This is a genomic window from Caulobacter endophyticus, from assembly GCF_003116815.1.
Classification (GTDB): domain Bacteria; phylum Pseudomonadota; class Alphaproteobacteria; order Caulobacterales; family Caulobacteraceae; genus Caulobacter; species Caulobacter endophyticus.
Map to the genome: position 1 here is coordinate 95,711 of NZ_QDKQ01000056.1, position 14,617 is coordinate 110,327.

A 14,617-nucleotide genomic window follows, 5' to 3' on the forward strand; every position below is an offset into this window, starting at 1 on the left:
CGAAGCTTCTCCTCCTCAGCACGGGGAGAAAACCGACATGCAGAAGCAGGTCGCCTACCAGGTTCACGACGACGTCGCCACGGCCGCCGAGGCCTCATCCGGGCCGCAGGCGGTCCATCTGGCGGACGCCAGGTCCAGGCCGGCGGACAGCCCCGCCAGACAGTTGCAGCGCGACCTCGCCGCCGCCTTCGGCGCCAGAAAGGGATGGTCGGTGAAGCGGACGGTGGTGCTGGGCGCGGCCTATCACGCGGTGATCCTGTCGGCGTTGTGCATGGCGGCCTTCGAGACCTTCACGCACGTCACGAGCTAGGCGGCCTCGGCCTCCTCGAGCACGCGCACCAGCACGGCGTGAAGGGCGGCGACCTCGAACGGCTTCTCGACGAAATCCTGCATGCCGGCGGCCCGGCATGCGGCGATGTCGCCCTCGCCCACCGCGCCGGTGACGGCGATCACCGGCGTGTCGCGGTTCAGTCCCTCGGCGCGCAGGCGGCGGGTGGTGTCCAGACCGTCGAGACCGGGCATGTTGACGTCCATCAGTATGGCGTCGAAGCGGGTCTCGCCCGCAAACAGAATGGCCGTCTCGCCGTCGGCGGCCAAGGCGACCTCCAAGCCGAAAGCTTCCAGCACCTGGGCCAGGGTGCGGCGGTTGATCTCGTGGTCGTCGACCACCAGAACCTTCGGCGTGTCGGAGAAGCCGTCGGCGGGCGCGTCCAGCGGTTCAGGCGTCGGCGGCTCCTCGCCCTCGGGCGCCGGGAGCGTCAGGACGAAACGCGCGCCGCGCCCCTCGCCCGACTCCGCGGTCAGGTCTCCGCCCATCAGGCGCGACAGATCACGGCTGATCGCCAGGCCAAGGCCGGTGCCGCCGAAGGTGCGCGCGGTGTCGGCGCCCAGTTGGTCATAGGCCGTGAACAGCCGCGCCAGTTGCTCGGGGCCAAAACCTGGCCCGGTGTCGGTGACCGCCAGGGCAAGGACGAGGCCGCCTTCGGCGCGGGCCGCCATGCTCAGCTCGACACAGACCCGGCCCTCCGGCGTGAACTTGATGGCGTTGGACAGAAGGTTGTTGAGCACCTGGCGCAGGCGCACCGGGTCGCCCTTGATCCAGCGCGGCAGGTGACGCCCGCCCGTGAAGCGCAAGGCCAAGCCCTTGTCGCGCGCCTCGGCCCGCCAGAACCGCAGCGTGTCGCAGATCAAGGCGCGAGGCGAAAAGTCGATGGACTCGACGCTCATCCGGCCGGCCTCGATCTTGGACAGGTCCAACAGGTCGTTGAGCAGGGCCCGCATCATCACGCCGGCGTCGGCGATCAGCTCGGCCTTGGCCTTGGGCTGGCCTCCGGTTCCGCGAGCGATCTCGCCGGCCCCGGCCAGGATGGCGCTGAGCGGCGTGCGCAGTTCGTGGCTGACCATGGCGACGAAAGCGCTCTTGGCGGCGTCGGCGGCCACCGCCTGCTCGCGGCGGATCTCGGCGGCGGCGCGGGCCTCGCGTTCGGCCAGCAGGGTCTGTCGCGACCAGCCGAAGACCAGCGAGGTGACCAGCACCATCAGCCCGCTGCCGATCAGGAAGGCCTTCACCCCCACGTCGTCGTGATTGCCGGCCAGGATCGGCGAGGCGAAGAGATAGGCCAGATGTGGCGTGGCGGTGGCGGCGAAGGCCATCCGCGAGCCCTTGGCGCCCATCAGGGCGGTCATCACCGAGCCGGCTAGCAGCAGAGCGCCGCCCGCCGCGCCGGCGGGCAGGCCCGTCCGCCATAGCGGCACCGCCAGCCAGCCGAACGCGACGGCTAGCAGGAAGTCCGCGCCCAGGCAGGCGAGCACCCAGCGGGGCGGATTTGCCTCGAATGCGCGCAGGGCCAGGGCCTGGAGACCTTGCGCCGCGAGACAGGCGAAGGCCCAGGGCAGCATGAAGGAAAAACGCGGCGCCAGGCCGATCGCCGCGCAGACCATCGCGATGACGAAGAGACGCAGAGGAATCTGCTGCCGCAGGGCCTTGGCCGGCCTTGCATAACTACGCGCGGCCCTGACCGGCCACGGATCCTGCACCGCATACGCCAACTCGACTAAGTCCCCAGCCTTCGGCCGTCCCCACAGCCGATTATCTCCGCGACGCTTATAGCGCCCGGAGACCAACAATCGATTTTCAAAGCATGTCGGCCATAAGGCAGCTGTGCCGTCTTGCACAAAGACGACGCCTGCACTTCGCGCCAGGGGCTTCGGCGGCGCAACCCTTTTTGAGTCGCGCCGCCGACTGAGCCCGATCAGGCCGGACGCGGGGTCCGGCGAACTTCCACGACGCGGACCTTGATCCCGTCGAGCACCAGGGCCAGCTCGCCCCGCTTGATCTTCAGGGCGTCGCTGCCGAAGGCCTCGCGACGCCAGCCCTGCAGGGCGGGCGTGTCGGCCTCGTCGTCGGCCGCGATCTTTTCGAGGTCCGAGACGGTGGCGATCAGCTTGGAGGCCACGCCGGCCTCCTCGGCGCGAGCCTTGAGCAGCACCTTGAGCAGCTCGACCACGGCGCCGGCCGAAGGCGGCGGCGGCGGGCCGGGCTTGTCGACCACCGGGGCGTAGCCTTCGGGATCGGCCAGGGCGGCCTTGATCGCGGCGATCAGGTCGGGACCGAACTTGCTGCCGCCAAAGCCCTTGGGCACGCCGCGCAGGGTGTTGAGACCCTCCAGCGAGGTCGGGGCTTGGGTCGCCAGCTCGTCGATGGCCTCGTCCTTGAGGATGCGCCCCCGCGGCTGGTCGCGCTGCTGGGCGGTGCGCTCGCGCCAGGCCGAGACCGACTTGAAGACGGCCAGGTACTTGGCTTGCGTCTTGCGAGGACGCAGGCGGCGCCAGGCCTTCTCGGGGTCGACGTCGTAGGCGGCCGGATCGCTCAGCGCCTTCATCTCCTCCTCGACCCAGGCCAGACGGCCCGATTCTTCGAGGCGATCGCGCAGGACCGGGAACAGCCGCGCCAGGTGCGTCACGTCGGCCAGGGCGTAGGCCAGCTGGGCGTCGGTCAGCGGACGGCGGGCCCAATCAGTGAAGCGGCTCGACTTGTCGATCTCGATCTTCAGCATCTGGCGCACGAGGGCGTCATAGGCGATCTGTTCGCCGAAGCCCGCGGCCATGCCGGCCACCTGGGTGTCGAACAGGGGCGTGGGCATCGCCTTCAGATTATTGAAGATCTCGACGTCCTGACGGGCGGCGTGAAACACCTTCAAGAGGGTCTCGTCACGCATCAGCTCGAGCAGAGGCTCGAGGTCGAGGCCGTCCGCGAGCGGGTCGATCACCGCGTCGGAAACGGGCGAAGCGACCTGAATCAAGCAGAGCTTGGGCCAATAGGTGGTCTCGCGCATGAACTCGGTGTCCACGGCGATGAAGGGCTGCCCCTTCAAACCATTACAGAACTCCGCCAGCTCGGCGGTGGTGGTGATCGGCGTCATCGGCTGCTAATAGCCTCGCGCACCCCCGAGTCTGCAAGCGTCAAGCGTTGCGGAGCAGCCACTTTTCTGTCCCAAAGCGCCAAACAAGGGTCGCCGAGGGCCTGGAACCACAGATGAGCGACCCGATGAGCGATCCGAAGACCGACCAAGCCGGCGGCCTGACCTACGCCCAGGCGGGCGTCGACATCGACGCCGGCAACGCCCTCGTCGACGCGATCAAGCCGCTGGCCAAGGCGACCCGCCGCCCTGGCGCGGAAGCCAGCCTCGGCGGCTTCGGCGCGCTGTTCGACCTAAAGGCGGCCGGCTACGAGGACGCCCTGCTGGTCACGACGACCGACGGCGTCGGCACCAAGCTGCGGATCGCCATCGACGCGGGCATGCACGCCACGGTCGGCATCGATCTGGTGGCCATGTGCGTCAACGACCTGCTGGCGCAAGGCGCCGAGCCGCTGATGTTCCTGGACTACTTCGCCACCGGCAAGCTGGACGTCGAGACCGCCAAGAGCGTCGTCGCCGGCATCGCCGAGGGCTGCAAGCTGGCCGGCGCGGCCCTGGTGGGCGGCGAGACCGCCGAAATGCCGGGCATGTACGGCGACGGCGAATACGACCTGGCCGGCTTCTCGGTGGGCGCGGTCGAGCGCGACGGCGTGCTGCCCAAGCTGGACAAGCAACGCGCCGGCGACGTGATCATCGGCATCGGCTCGTCTGGTCCGCACTCGAACGGCTATTCGCTGGTGCGCCGCGTGGTCGAGCTCTCGGGCCTGGCCTGGGACGCTCCGGCGCCCTTCGAGGAAGGCAAGACCCTGGCCGAGGCCCTGATGGCCCCGACCCGCATCTATGTGAAGTCGATCCTGCCGCTGTTGCAGTCGGGTCGGGTCAAGGGCGGCGCCCACATCACCGGCGGCGGCCTGATCGAGAACCCGCCGCGCTGCATCGCCGAGGGCCTGGTTCCGGAATTCGACTGGAACGCCTGGGCCCTGCCGCCCGTGTTCGAATGGCTGCAAGAGGTCGGCCAGATCGACGCCCACGAACTGCGCCGCACCTTCAACTGCGGCGTCGGCTTCATCCTGATCGTGGCGCAAGGCGACGTCGAGCCGGTGCTGGCCGCCCTGCTGAACGCCGGCGAAGACGCCTTTGTCTGCGGTCAGCTGGCCAAGGCGTGATGAAGGCCAAGACCAAGGTCGCCGCCCTGATCTCTGGCCGGGGCTCCAACATGGAGGCCCTGGTCCGCGCCGCCCAGGACCCGGCCTGCCCGTTCGAGATCGCCCTGGTGCTGGCCAACAAGGCCGACGCTGGCGGTCTCGCGACGGCTGAAGCTGCCGGGATCGAGGCGCTGTGCGTGCCGAGCAAGCCGTTCGGCAAGGATCGCGAGGCCCATGAACGCGCGGTCGACGCCGCCCTGCGCGAGCGCGGCGTCGAGGTCATCGCCCTGGCCGGCTACATGCGGATTCTCACGCCCTTCCTGGTCGACGCCTGGGAAGGCCGGATGCTGAACATCCACCCCTCGCTGCTGCCGAAATATCCGGGCCTCGACACCCATGCCCGCGCCATCGCCGCGGGAGACACCGAAGCCGGCTGCACGGTGCATCTGGTCACGGCCGGCGTGGACGAGGGTCCGATCCTGGGTCAGGCCCGCGTGGCGATCGAGGCCGGCGATGACGATCATGCGCTGGCCGCCCGGGTGCTGAAGGAAGAGCACAGGCTCTATCCGGCGGTGCTGGCGGAGTTCGTGCGGGGGCTTTGAGGGCGGTTTTCGCCCTCGGCTTTTGCATGATAGGTTCGGCGCATGAAGCCCGAGCCCTCCATCTTCGACGAGATCGATGAAGACGCCGACGCTCGGCGCTATGCCGAGGCGATGGACGACATCGCGGCCGGCCGGCTGATCCCCAATGACGAGGTCTGCGCCTGGCTGGAAAGCTGGGGCACGCCTGACGAGAAGCCGGCGCCGGCCTCATGGTTCAAGTAGTCTGGACCCGTAGCGCGGCGTCCGACCTGCGCGCGATCCAGACCTATGTCGCGGAATTCAGTCCGCTCGCCGCCCAGCGCCTGGCCTCACGGCTGATCGCTGCAGCGCGCAGCCTCGAAAGCTCGCCAGACCGAGGTCGCGCCATCAGTCGCGGAAGGCGCGAACTGATGGTCATTCCGCCCTATCTGATCCGCTACGTCTCGCAACCCGATCGCGTGGTGATCCTGGAGATCCGCCACGGGGCGCGCGAGCCGGACTGAGCCCAGAAAACAAAAAGGCCGGCGGGTCGCCCCGCCGGCCTTTTCGCTAGCCTAAAGCCCGGAAGCCTTAGCCGACGATGTCGGCGTCGGTGAAGAACTGGGCGATTTCGATGCCGGCGTTCTCGAGGCTGTCCGAACCGTGGACCGAGTTTTCGCCGATCGACAGGGCGAACAGCTTGCGGATGGTGCCTTCGGCGGCGTTGTCCGGGTTCGTGGCGCCCATGACTTCGCGGTACTTGGCCACGGCGCCTTCGGCTTCCAGGACCTGCACGACGACCGGCTCGGCGGTCATCTGGGCGACGAGTTCACCGTAGAACGGGCGCTCGGCGTGGACTTCGTAGAACTTCTTGGCCTGAGCTTCGGTCAGGTGGACGCGGCGCTGGGCGACGATGCGCAGACCGGCTTCCTCGATCACGGCGTTGATCTTGCCGGTGATGTTGCGGCGGGTCGCGTCGGGCTTGATGATCGAGAAGGTACGTTCGGTCATTCCGAAAATCTCACAGAGAAAGTTTGTGAATTGGGAGGTTGCGGGCTTATAGCCGGGCGCCTCCTCGCCGCCAACCCCGCGTTCCCAACATGCTTCAGATCAACGACCTTACTTTCGACGCCTGGGGACGCCGCTTCTTCGAGAAGGCGACCGTCAGCCTGCCGCCGGGCGCCAAGGTCGGCCTGATCGGCCGCAACGGCGTAGGCAAGTCGACGCTGTTCAAGCTGATCCTGGGCCATCTGGTGGCGGCCGGCGACGAGATCAGCCTGCCCAGGAACGCCCGCATCGGTTCGGTGGACCAGGAGCACCCGGCCACGCCCGTCTCCCTGCTCGACACGGTGCTGGAGGCCGACGAGGAGCGTCACGGCCTGCTGACCCGCCTGGAGACCGCCGATCCCGAGGAGATGGGCGAGATCTGGGGCCGGCTGATCGAGATCGACTCCGACAGCGCCCCCTCGCGGGCCTCGGAAATCCTGGCCGGCCTTGGTTTCAGCCAGGACGACCTGCAACGGCCGATGAGCGAGTTCTCGGGCGGCTGGCGCATGCGCGTGGCCCTGGCCGCGGCCCTGTTCGCCGAGCCCGACATGCTGCTGCTGGACGAGCCGACGAACTATCTCGACCTGGAAGGCGCCCTCTGGCTGGAAGCGCGGCTCAAGAAGTATCCGCACACCGCCCTGATCGTCAGCCACGACCGCGAACTGCTCAACAACAGCTGCACCCACATGCTGCACCTGGCCGGCGGCAAGCTGGAGCTCTACACCGGCGGATACGACGACTTCGAAAAGCGCCGCGCCGAGAAGGCCCGCCTGCAACTTTCCGCCAAGGCCAAGCAGGACGCCGAGCGCGCCCACCTGCAGGCCTTCGTCGACCGCTTCAAGGCCAAGGCCTCGAAGGCGGCCCAGGCCCAGTCGCGGATGAAGCGCCTGGCCAAGATGGAGCCGGTGGCGACCACCATCGAGGAGCGCGTCGCGCCCTTCACCCTGCCCTCGCCGCCCAAGCCCCTGGCCCCGCCGCTGATCCGGCTGGAGAAGGCCGACGTCGGCTACGAGGCTGGTCGCGCGATCCTGAAGAACCTAAACCTGCGCATGGACCTGGACGACCGCATCGGTCTCCTGGGCGTTAACGGCGCGGGCAAGTCGACCTTCGCCAAGATGATCGCCGGCGCGCTGGACATCCAGAAGGGCGAGCTGCACCGCGACAAAAAGATGAAGGTCGGCTGGTTCCACCAGCACCAGATCGAGGCGATGGATCCCAACGACACGCCGCTGGAGATCGTCCGCCGCGCCATGCCCGAGGCCAGCGAATCCTCGCGGCGCTCGCGCCTGGCCCAGTGGGGCCTGAACTTCGACAAGCAGGACACCACCGTCGGCAACCTGTCGGGCGGCGAGCGCGCCCGCCTGCTGCTGAACCTCGTGGCCATGGACGCCCCGCATGTCCTGATCCTCGACGAACCGACCAACCACCTCGATATCGACAGCCGCCGGGCCCTGCTCGACGCGCTGAACGACTACGAGGGCGCGGTGCTGCTGATCACCCACGACCGCTCGCTGATGGAGCTGGTGGCCGACCGCCTGTGGCTGGCGGCCGACGGCAAGGTGGTTCCCTTCGACGGCGACATGGACGACTACGCCAAGTTCGTGCTCGAACGCGCCAAGCAGGCGGTGAAGCCCACGCAGGTCGCCCGCGAGCCGGCCAAGGCGCCCGCCTCCGCCCCGGCTCCCAAGAAGGTCGCCGTCGAGCCCCTGCGCCGCAAGGTCGAGGCCGCCGAGCAGGTGATGAACCGCAAGACCCGGGACCTGGCCGAGCTGGAAGCCCAGCTGGCCGACCCGCAGCTCTACGTGAAGACCCCGGCCAAGGTGCCGGAGCTGGAGAAGCGCCGCGACAACGCCAAGGCCAAGCTCGACGAGGCCGAGGCCGCCTGGATGGAGCTGGCCGAGCAGCTGGCGGACGCCGAAGGCTGAGGCTGCCTGGAAACAACTTTCGGTAAACGCCGGTAAACCAAGAGCTTTAGCCGTATCGACAGACCTCGCGGGTTATCGATACGGCCATGACCGCCGCCCTTTCCAGCCGCAACCACGTCGTCGCCAACCCCGAAGGGCTGTCGGCTTCCTGCGTGCTGGAAGCCTTCGCGGCCTGGCTCGACCAGCGCCTGGCCGAGGCCACGCGGCTGGAGATGGACCTGGCCTTCCGCGACCGTCCGTTCGACGTCGAGATCGGCCGCACGCCGGCCCTGGTGGGCTGGGAGCACCGCTATCTCGCGCCGGGCGCCGCGGCGCCCAAGGGCAAGATGTGGACCGTCTATCGCCTGCACGACCAGACGGGCCGGCCCAGCGAACTGGCGACCGCCCGCGCCCAGGCCGACACGCTGGAGGACCTGACGCCGCTGCTCGGCGAGCTCGGCTATCTGGGCGTCTTCGACGGCGAGGCGGCGATGTTCCCGGGCCTGGGCAAGCGCTAAACCGATTTTCGGCGGGCCTCGGCCGCCTTCATCGCCTTGGCGATACCGGGCCAAGCCTGCTTGCGCGGCAGGCTCAGGGCTTCGAGGTGGATGTTGCGGACGCTGGTCCAGCAGCGGATGCCCTCCGCGATCTCCTCGCGGAAACTGGCCATTTCCTCGGCCGGCGCCTCGTGCGCGACGCTTTCGACCTCGCGGGTTATCTTCTGCAGCCGCTCGATGATGTCGTCGCAGGCCGCGATCGTCCGCTGATGGGTGCGATCAACGGGCTTGCCGTTGGGCGCGCGACGCAGGCGGCTACGCGGGGGCTTGGACTTGGGCATGGGGGTCTCCGCTTTGATCCTTCTCCCCCTGCGGGAGAAGGTGTCGGCGTAGCCGACGGATGAGGGGTCGCGCGGGCGGTTCTGAGAGACCCCTCACCCGACCCCCGCTTTCGCGGGGCCCACCCTCTCGCTCAAGGGGAGAGGGCATGGAGAGGCGATCTCCCGTGAAATCTCACGAAAGCTGATGGGGAGGCGCGGAGCGGCCGGGCGGAGCCCGGAGACCGTGTGTTTGTTTAGCGTTTCGGCTTCGTCGACCGCTCCGCCGCATCATTGGCTCGAAGGACCGGGGGCGTAGGTCTCTTTCAACCGTTGGCCCGGCTAGCCCTCGGACGGGCAGGATCGACAGCCCCGCGGTAATCCGGCGCGGCCTCGGCTGATCCTGTTAGGCCGGTTTGAACGTTCCCGGCCCTGTCGACCCGCTCGCAGCATCATGGACGGCTTGGCGGCCCAATCACGCCCGTGAGCGCTCCTGCAAACCCGCCTTCCCACGACGCTTCCAGCGGCCCCGCTCGATGCGGTCCTCGCCACGCTTGGGCCGGTACCAAGAGCCCTCCCCATGGCGGGGACGGTTTGATTATGGCTCAGGGCTGGGCGCGTCTGATGGAATTGGATGAGAAAGTTATAGGGGATTGATCGGGTTCAGGAGTTTTCGCTGAACGCCGGGGATACACGCTGCTCTATCCCCATAACCGGGAACCTCCCCCTGTGGGGGAGGCGATCGCGTAGCGATCGGTGGGGGGTGTTGGTGATGACTTTCCACGACCTCGGAAGCTGAGAACTTCCCCCCACCGGCCTTCGGCCGCCTCCCCCACAGGGGGAGGTTCCTCTTGATCGCCTTCCTCGCCCTTGCGGCGAGGGAGGCGGAGTTGGGCGAGCTTAGGACAGTCTCGTGATCACCCGCACTTCACCTGCTGGACCACGCCCGTATCCGGATTGAACAGGATGTTCAGGCGGTCGGCGCGGTAGTCCATGGTCACCGGACAGGTGGTGCAGGCCACGCGCCAGCGTGACGGATCGACCGGCGCTGGCAGGGCCGTGCGGTTCTTGCCGACGAAGGCCTGCGCTTCCTTCAGGCCGCACTGGTCCTTCTCGGGCGCCGGGGGCTTAGGCAGGGCGATGGCCGGCGGGGCCACGGGGGTCTCGGGCGGCGGGGGCGGCGCGGGTTCAGGCGTGCTGGTCGAGCAGGCCGCCAGGACCATGGCAGCGCCCAGAACCATAAGAAGCCGCTTCATGCCTTCTTCTCCCATCCGCGTTCGGCCTGCTGCCAGTACGAGACCGGATGGCCGGCCGCCTTGAACGCCTTCCAACGGCCCCGCGCCAGCCGCAGGGCCTCTTCGTCACGACCGTCGAACAGCAGGATGCAGCGGGCGAAACCGCCCAGGTCCCCCGGCTCGGCGCCGTCGAGCAGGAACAACGCATCGCCGCCGTTCGGGTTGTCCAGCGCGGTGCTCAGCAGCACCGGCTGGCGCTCGGCCAGCGGTTCTTCGGCCAGGCCGTGCGGCAGGAAGCTGTCGTCGCGAAAGGTCCAGAGGTGAGCGTCCAGCGCGTTGAGCCGCGCCGGATCCCCTCCCCTGACCAGAGCCTTCCAGCCGCGCCCCAGGGTCTTTTCCAACAGTTCGGGCAGCACCTGTTCGGCGCTGCTTCGCTCCAGGTGGTAGAACCAGATCTCGCAGGGCGCGGCCGACATGCGCAGCGTCAGCCTTCGTAGGCGTCGGCGACGAGGCGGTTGAGCAGGCGCACGCCGAAGCCCACCGCGCCGTCCGGCACGGTCGGGTCGGACGAGCCCTTGCGCCAGGCGGTCGAGGCGATGTCGAGGTGGGCCCACGGCACGCCATTGACGAAGCGCTGCAGGAACAAGCCCGCCGTGATCGAGCCGGCCGGGCGGCCGCCGATGTTCTTCATGTCGGCGATCGGGCTTTCGATCTGCTTCTCGTAGGCCTTGGGCAGCGGCAGGCGCCACAGCGGCTCGCGCTCGGCCTCGCCGGCGGCGAGCAGCTTTTCCGACAGGCCGTCGTTGTTGCTGAACAGGCCCGCATAGTCGTTGCCGAGCGAGATGATGATCGCGCCGGTCAGGGTGGCCAGGTCGACCATGAACTTCGGCTTGAAGCGGTCCTGCGTGTACCAGAGGGCGTCGGCCAGCACGAGGCGGCCTTCGGCGTCGGTATTGATGACCTCGATCGTCTGGCCCGACATGGAGGTGACGACGTCGCCGGGACGCTGGGCGTTACCGTCGGGCATGTTCTCGACCAGGCCGAGCACGCCGATGGCGTTGACCTTGGCCTTGCGGCCGGCCAGGGCGTGCATGACGCCGGCCACGGCGGCAGCCCCGCCCATGTCCCACTTCATGTCTTCCATGCCCTCGGCGGGCTTGATCGAGATGCCGCCGGTGTCGAAGCAGACACCCTTGCCGACGAAGGCGATCGGTTGGGCCGACTTGTCGGCCGCGCCGTTCCACCTGGCGATGACCAGCTGGCTTTCGCGGACGCTGCCCTGGCCGACGCCCAGCAGGCTGCCCATGCCCAGAGCGGCCATTTCCTTCTCGCCGAGAATCTCGACTTCGAGGCCCAGGCTCTCCAGGCCCTTCACGCGGGCGGCGAACTCTTCGGGATGCAGGATATTGGCCGGCTCGGAGACGAGATCGCGGCTGAACAGGATGGCGTCGGCCAGAGGCTCGAGCGCGGCGAAGGCCTTCTGGGCCTTGACAGGATCGGCGGCGGCGACCTTGACGGTGGCGACCGAGGGCTTCTTCTCGGCCTTCTCGGTGGTGCGATACCGGTCGAAGCGGTAGGCCGCCAGCTTGACGCCGAAGGCGACGCGCGCGGCGGTCTCGGCGTCGCCGCCCAGCTTGAGCAGCAGCTCGGTGACGCCCGAGGTCTTGACCGCGTTGTAGGCGTGGGCGGCGGCGATCTCGGCCGTCTCGGGCTCGACCGCGCCGGCGCCGTCGACGCCGACCACCACCACGCGGGCGGCGTCCAGGCCGGCCGGGGCGAGGATGTCGAGGACCTGGCCCTTGGCGCCGATGAATCGGCCGCCCGCCGCGGCGCGCACGATGGCGCCGCCCGCGGCCTCGTTGACGGCCTTGGCCTCGGGCGAAAGGGCGGCGGCCTCATAGGCCAGCACCGCCAAGGCGGCGGTGGCGCCGGCCTGGCTGTCGGCGGGGACGAACTCGATACGCATGCAGCGCTCCTGGGAAGCGGGAGATCCCGTCGCGGCGCGGCCTTGAGAAGGCCGCGATCCGACGCGACAGGACGTGAACGCCCGGCATAGTCCATGCCGATCCTTGGGAAAAGACCGTCGCCGTTCACAGCCCCGTCACGCCGTCCCACATGATGTCTTCGGTTGTGCCAAGCCGAGCCAGACGTGTAGAACACGCCTCAACGCCGGGGTTCGCCGCGCGAATCCGTGAAGCCCCCGAAACACCCCCTGCATGCGCCTGATCGAACGCTATCTCTTCCGACAGCTGGTCGGGCCGACCATCCTGGCCACCGCGGCCCTGGCGGCCTTGGCCCTGTTGGCGCGCAGCCTTTCGGAATTCGACATCCTGATCGAGCAGCGCCAGACGGCGCTGATCTTCGCCAAGATGATCCTGCTGGCCCTGCCCCAGCTGCTCAACATCATCATGCCGATCGCGCTGTTCGTGGCCGCGCTGGTGGCGCTGAACCGTCTGCATACCGAGCAGGAGATCGTGGTCTGCTTCGCCGGCGGCATGAGCCGCTGGCGGGTGATCTCGCCGGCCATGCGGCTTTCGGTGTTCGCGGCCCTGATCTCGCTGGTGCTGGGCCTTTGGGCGCAGCCGTGGTCGGCGCGCCTGATCCGCGAGACCGCCTTCGACATGAAGACCGACCTGGCCTCGACCCTGGTGCGGCCAGGCGAGTTCACCGAGCCCGGCCCGGGCCTGACGGTCTACGCCCAGTCGATCGACCGCGACAACCTGATCAAGAACCTGTTCATCCACCAGGAAAAGCCCAACGGCGGCTCGGTCACCTATACGGCGCGCGAGGGCGTGATCGCCAAGCGCAACGACCTGCCGGTGCTGATCATGCGCAAGGGCTCCAACCAGGAGTTCAACAGCGCGGGCGTGCTGAACTACCTGTCGTTCGAGGAATACGTGTTCGACCTGTCGACGCTGTTCCAGAGCGACGAGCTGCTGCACTACAAGATCGCCGACCGCTATCCGCACGAGCTGTTCTTCCCGGACATGACCCAGGAATGGGAGCAGCATAACCGGGTGAAGATGCTGGCCGAGGGCCACTCGCGCCTGGCCGGTCCCCTCTACAACATCGCCATGATGGCCATGGCCCTGGCGGCCGTGATCGGCGGCTCGTTCAGCCGCATGGGCTATGGCAAGCGCATTGCCGCCGTCGGCGCGGCCGCGGCCGTCGTGCGGATCATGGGCTTTGGCGTGCAGGCGGCCTGCGACGACCAGGTCTGGCTGAACGTGCTGCAGTACGCCGTGCCCATCGCCGCCACCTGGTGGGGCCTGGCCCAGATCTTCCGCCAGAAGGTGCAGCGCTACGTGCCGATCGGCCAGACGGGCGGCCAGACGGGCGGCCTGCAGCCGCTGGGAGGCGTGTCGTGATCGGCATCGGCATGCTCGAGCGCTATGTGCTGCGCAAGACGCTGGCCTCGCTGGGCGCGGCCCTGGCGGTGCTGGGCGCGCTGGTGATGCTGATCGCCTTCGTCGACATCACCCGCAACGTCGGCACGCGTTCGGAAGACGCGGGCTTTGGCCAGCTGCTGTACCTGACGATCCTGCAGGCCCCGGCCACGCTGCTGACCCTGACGCCGTTCATCTTCCTGTTCGGCACCCTTGGCGCGTTCGTGGGCCTCAACCGCCGCAGCGAGCTGATCGCCATGCGCGCGGCCGGCGTCTCGGCCTGGCGCTTCATCCTGCCGGCGGCCTTCGCGGCCTTCGCCATGGGCGTGGTCACCGTCACCCTGCTGAACCCGCTGACCTCGGCGATGAGCGCGCGGTTCGAGACCGAGCGCGACGCCCTGCTGGCCGGCTACCTGAAGAACGCTCCCAAGGGCGCCTGGCTGCGCCAGGGCGACGACAAGCGCCAGATCGTCATCCGCGCCCGCATTCGCGACATGGTCGACGGCGCGGTCCGCCTGCGGGGCGTCTCGTTCTTCGTCTACGACGTCAAGCCGGACGGCAGCCTGGTGTTCACGCGCCGCTACGAAGCCGCTGAGGCCCGGCTGGAGCCCGGCTTCTGGCGCCTGACCGGCGTCAGCGAAGCCACGCCCGGCGCCGGCGCCCTGCGCTCGGAAAGCGCCTCGGTGCCGTCGGACCTGGACGAGCGCACCGCCGCCGACCGCTTCAAGAACCCGCAGGCCGTGGCTTTCTGGCGCCTGCCCGAGACCATCGCCCGCACCGAAACCGCCGGTTTCTCGGCCACGCCGTTCAAGATGCGCCTGCAGCAGATGCTGGCCACGCCGCTGCTGTTCGCGGCCATGTCGGTGCTGGCGGCGGCGTTCTCGCTGCGCCTGATGCGCCTTGGGGGCCTGGCCGCCCTCGCCGGCTCTGGCGTCGCGCTCGGCTTCGGGTTCTTCTTCTTCAACGAACTGTGCGGCGCGCTGGGCAAGGCCGACGTCCTGGGGCCTGTCCTGGCCTCCTGGACTCCTCCGGTGGCGGCGCTTTTGGCGGGGCTGACCCTGCTTTGCTATACCGAGGATGGTTGAGTCTGTGACGCCGGCATCGAGG

Annotated in this window: 16 protein-coding genes; 9 read left to right on the top strand and 7 right to left on the bottom strand. The window is 68.6% G+C overall.

Annotated elements, in window-relative coordinates; genetic code table 11:
* Positions 1-37 precede the first annotated feature (37 nt).
* On the top strand, positions 38-310 hold the full coding sequence (locus DDF67_RS16095; RefSeq protein WP_109101867.1) for a hypothetical protein: 273 nt from the start codon (positions 38-40) through the stop codon (positions 308-310).
* Here DDF67_RS16095 and DDF67_RS16100 read toward each other — a convergent pair.
* On the bottom strand, positions 307-2,037 hold the full coding sequence (locus DDF67_RS16100; RefSeq protein ID WP_233247675.1) for an ATP-binding protein: 1,731 nt from the start codon (positions 2,035-2,037) through the stop codon (positions 307-309). The two genes, DDF67_RS16095 and DDF67_RS16100, sit on opposite strands and share 4 nt — an antisense overlap.
* A gap of 215 nt (positions 2,038-2,252) precedes the next feature.
* The gene (gene rnd, locus DDF67_RS16105) at positions 2,253-3,422 is read right to left on the bottom strand and encodes a ribonuclease D (RefSeq protein WP_058350414.1); all 1,170 of its coding nucleotides are present in this window, start codon (positions 3,420-3,422) and stop codon (positions 2,253-2,255) included.
* A gap of 125 nt (positions 3,423-3,547) precedes the next feature.
* Between rnd and purM the strand changes: the two genes are divergently transcribed.
* Genes purM through DDF67_RS16125 form a run of 4 tightly spaced genes read left to right on the top strand, consistent with a single transcriptional unit; the run spans position 3,548 to position 5,648 of the window.
* Positions 3,548-4,585, top strand: a complete 1,038-nt coding sequence (purM, locus tag DDF67_RS16110) for a phosphoribosylformylglycinamidine cyclo-ligase (protein WP_109101939.1) — start codon at positions 3,548-3,550, stop codon at positions 4,583-4,585.
* The gene (gene purN / locus DDF67_RS16115) at positions 4,585-5,166 is read left to right on the top strand and encodes a phosphoribosylglycinamide formyltransferase (RefSeq protein ID WP_109101868.1); all 582 of its coding nucleotides are present in this window, start codon (positions 4,585-4,587) and stop codon (positions 5,164-5,166) included. Before purM ends, purN begins: the two co-directional genes overlap by 1 nt.
* A gap of 42 nt (positions 5,167-5,208) precedes the next feature.
* Positions 5,209-5,388, top strand: a complete 180-nt coding sequence (locus DDF67_RS16120) for an antitoxin (RefSeq protein ID WP_109101869.1) — start codon at positions 5,209-5,211, stop codon at positions 5,386-5,388.
* The gene (locus DDF67_RS16125) at positions 5,376-5,648 is read left to right on the top strand and encodes a type II toxin-antitoxin system RelE/ParE family toxin (RefSeq protein WP_109101870.1); all 273 of its coding nucleotides are present in this window, start codon (positions 5,376-5,378) and stop codon (positions 5,646-5,648) included. Before DDF67_RS16120 ends, DDF67_RS16125 begins: the two co-directional genes overlap by 13 nt.
* Positions 5,649-5,715: 67 nt before the next feature.
* Here the strand turns inward: DDF67_RS16125 and ndk are convergent, their stop codons facing one another.
* Positions 5,716-6,135 (bottom strand): nucleoside-diphosphate kinase, encoded by a 420-nt coding sequence (gene ndk, locus DDF67_RS16130; RefSeq protein WP_109101871.1) that lies wholly within the window; start codon positions 6,133-6,135, stop codon positions 5,716-5,718.
* Positions 6,136-6,224: 89 nt separating this feature from the next.
* Here ndk and DDF67_RS16135 point away from each other — a divergent pair, with 89 nt between their 5' ends.
* Both DDF67_RS16135 and DDF67_RS16140 read left to right on the top strand, forming a co-directional pair.
* Positions 6,225-8,096, top strand: coding sequence for an ABC-F family ATP-binding cassette domain-containing protein (locus tag DDF67_RS16135; protein WP_109101872.1), 1,872 nt, complete (start codon positions 6,225-6,227; stop codon positions 8,094-8,096).
* 86 nt (positions 8,097-8,182) lie between these two features.
* A complete protein-coding gene (locus tag DDF67_RS16140) occupies positions 8,183-8,593 on the top strand; it encodes a hypothetical protein (protein ID WP_109101873.1) in 411 nt (136 codons plus the stop codon).
* On the opposite strand, the gene DDF67_RS16145 is transcribed toward DDF67_RS16140, so the two are convergent.
* The 4 genes from DDF67_RS16145 to DDF67_RS16160 all read right to left on the bottom strand — a co-directional run bounded on the left by DDF67_RS16145 (position 8,590) and on the right by DDF67_RS16160 (position 12,090).
* The gene (locus DDF67_RS16145; RefSeq protein ID WP_109101874.1) at positions 8,590-8,913 is read right to left on the bottom strand and encodes a hypothetical protein; all 324 of its coding nucleotides are present in this window, start codon (positions 8,911-8,913) and stop codon (positions 8,590-8,592) included. The two genes, DDF67_RS16140 and DDF67_RS16145, sit on opposite strands and share 4 nt — an antisense overlap.
* A gap of 893 nt (positions 8,914-9,806) precedes the next feature.
* Entirely contained in the window at positions 9,807-10,145 is a 339-nt protein-coding gene (locus DDF67_RS16150; protein ID WP_199229257.1) for a peptidase inhibitor I78, read from the bottom strand.
* Positions 10,142-10,600 (bottom strand): DNA polymerase III subunit chi, encoded by a 459-nt coding sequence (locus tag DDF67_RS16155; protein WP_109101876.1) that lies wholly within the window; start codon positions 10,598-10,600, stop codon positions 10,142-10,144. The genes DDF67_RS16150 and DDF67_RS16155 overlap by 4 nt, the downstream gene beginning before the upstream one ends.
* An 8-nt stretch (positions 10,601-10,608) precedes the next feature.
* Positions 10,609-12,090, bottom strand: coding sequence for a leucyl aminopeptidase (locus tag DDF67_RS16160; protein ID WP_109101877.1), 1,482 nt, complete (start codon positions 12,088-12,090; stop codon positions 10,609-10,611).
* 250 nt (positions 12,091-12,340) lie between these two features.
* Between DDF67_RS16160 and lptF the strand changes: the two genes are divergently transcribed.
* Positions 12,341-13,492 carry an LPS export ABC transporter permease LptF gene (gene lptF / locus DDF67_RS16165; protein WP_109101878.1) on the top strand — a complete coding sequence of 384 codons (1,152 nt, stop codon included), beginning with the start codon at positions 12,341-12,343 and terminating at the stop codon, positions 13,490-13,492.
* Positions 13,493-13,503: 11 nt separating this feature from the next.
* On the top strand, positions 13,504-14,595 hold the full coding sequence (gene lptG, locus DDF67_RS16170) for an LPS export ABC transporter permease LptG (RefSeq protein ID WP_408608615.1): 1,092 nt from the start codon (positions 13,504-13,506) through the stop codon (positions 14,593-14,595).
* Positions 14,596-14,617 lie beyond the last annotated feature (22 nt).

Coding starts and splice junctions, on each gene's coding strand:
- lptG (WP_408608615.1), top strand. CDS start 13,504: ATGCTCGAGCGCTATGTGCTGCGCAAGACGCTGGCCTCGCTGGGCGCG.
- purN (WP_109101868.1), top strand. CDS start 4,585: ATGAAGGCCAAGACCAAGGTCGCCGCCCTGATCTCTGGCCGGGGCTCC.
- purM (WP_109101939.1), top strand. CDS start 3,548: ATGAGCGATCCGAAGACCGACCAAGCCGGCGGCCTGACCTACGCCCAG.
- ndk (WP_109101871.1), bottom strand. CDS start 6,135: ATGACCGAACGTACCTTCTCGATCATCAAGCCCGACGCGACCCGCCGC.
- rnd (WP_058350414.1), bottom strand. CDS start 3,422: ATGACGCCGATCACCACCACCGCCGAGCTGGCGGAGTTCTGTAATGGT.
- DDF67_RS16095 (WP_109101867.1), top strand. CDS start 38: ATGCAGAAGCAGGTCGCCTACCAGGTTCACGACGACGTCGCCACGGCC.
- DDF67_RS16125 (WP_109101870.1), top strand. CDS start 5,376: ATGGTTCAAGTAGTCTGGACCCGTAGCGCGGCGTCCGACCTGCGCGCG.
- lptF (WP_109101878.1), top strand. CDS start 12,341: ATGCGCCTGATCGAACGCTATCTCTTCCGACAGCTGGTCGGGCCGACC.
- DDF67_RS16120 (WP_109101869.1), top strand. CDS start 5,209: ATGAAGCCCGAGCCCTCCATCTTCGACGAGATCGATGAAGACGCCGAC.
- DDF67_RS16135 (WP_109101872.1), top strand. CDS start 6,225: ATGCTTCAGATCAACGACCTTACTTTCGACGCCTGGGGACGCCGCTTC.
- DDF67_RS16155 (WP_109101876.1), bottom strand. CDS start 10,600: ATGTCGGCCGCGCCCTGCGAGATCTGGTTCTACCACCTGGAGCGAAGC.
- DDF67_RS16150 (WP_199229257.1), bottom strand. CDS start 10,145: ATGAAGCGGCTTCTTATGGTTCTGGGCGCTGCCATGGTCCTGGCGGCC.
- DDF67_RS16145 (WP_109101874.1), bottom strand. CDS start 8,913: ATGCCCAAGTCCAAGCCCCCGCGTAGCCGCCTGCGTCGCGCGCCCAAC.
- DDF67_RS16160 (WP_109101877.1), bottom strand. CDS start 12,090: ATGCGTATCGAGTTCGTCCCCGCCGACAGCCAGGCCGGCGCCACCGCC.
- DDF67_RS16140 (WP_109101873.1), top strand. CDS start 8,183: ATGACCGCCGCCCTTTCCAGCCGCAACCACGTCGTCGCCAACCCCGAA.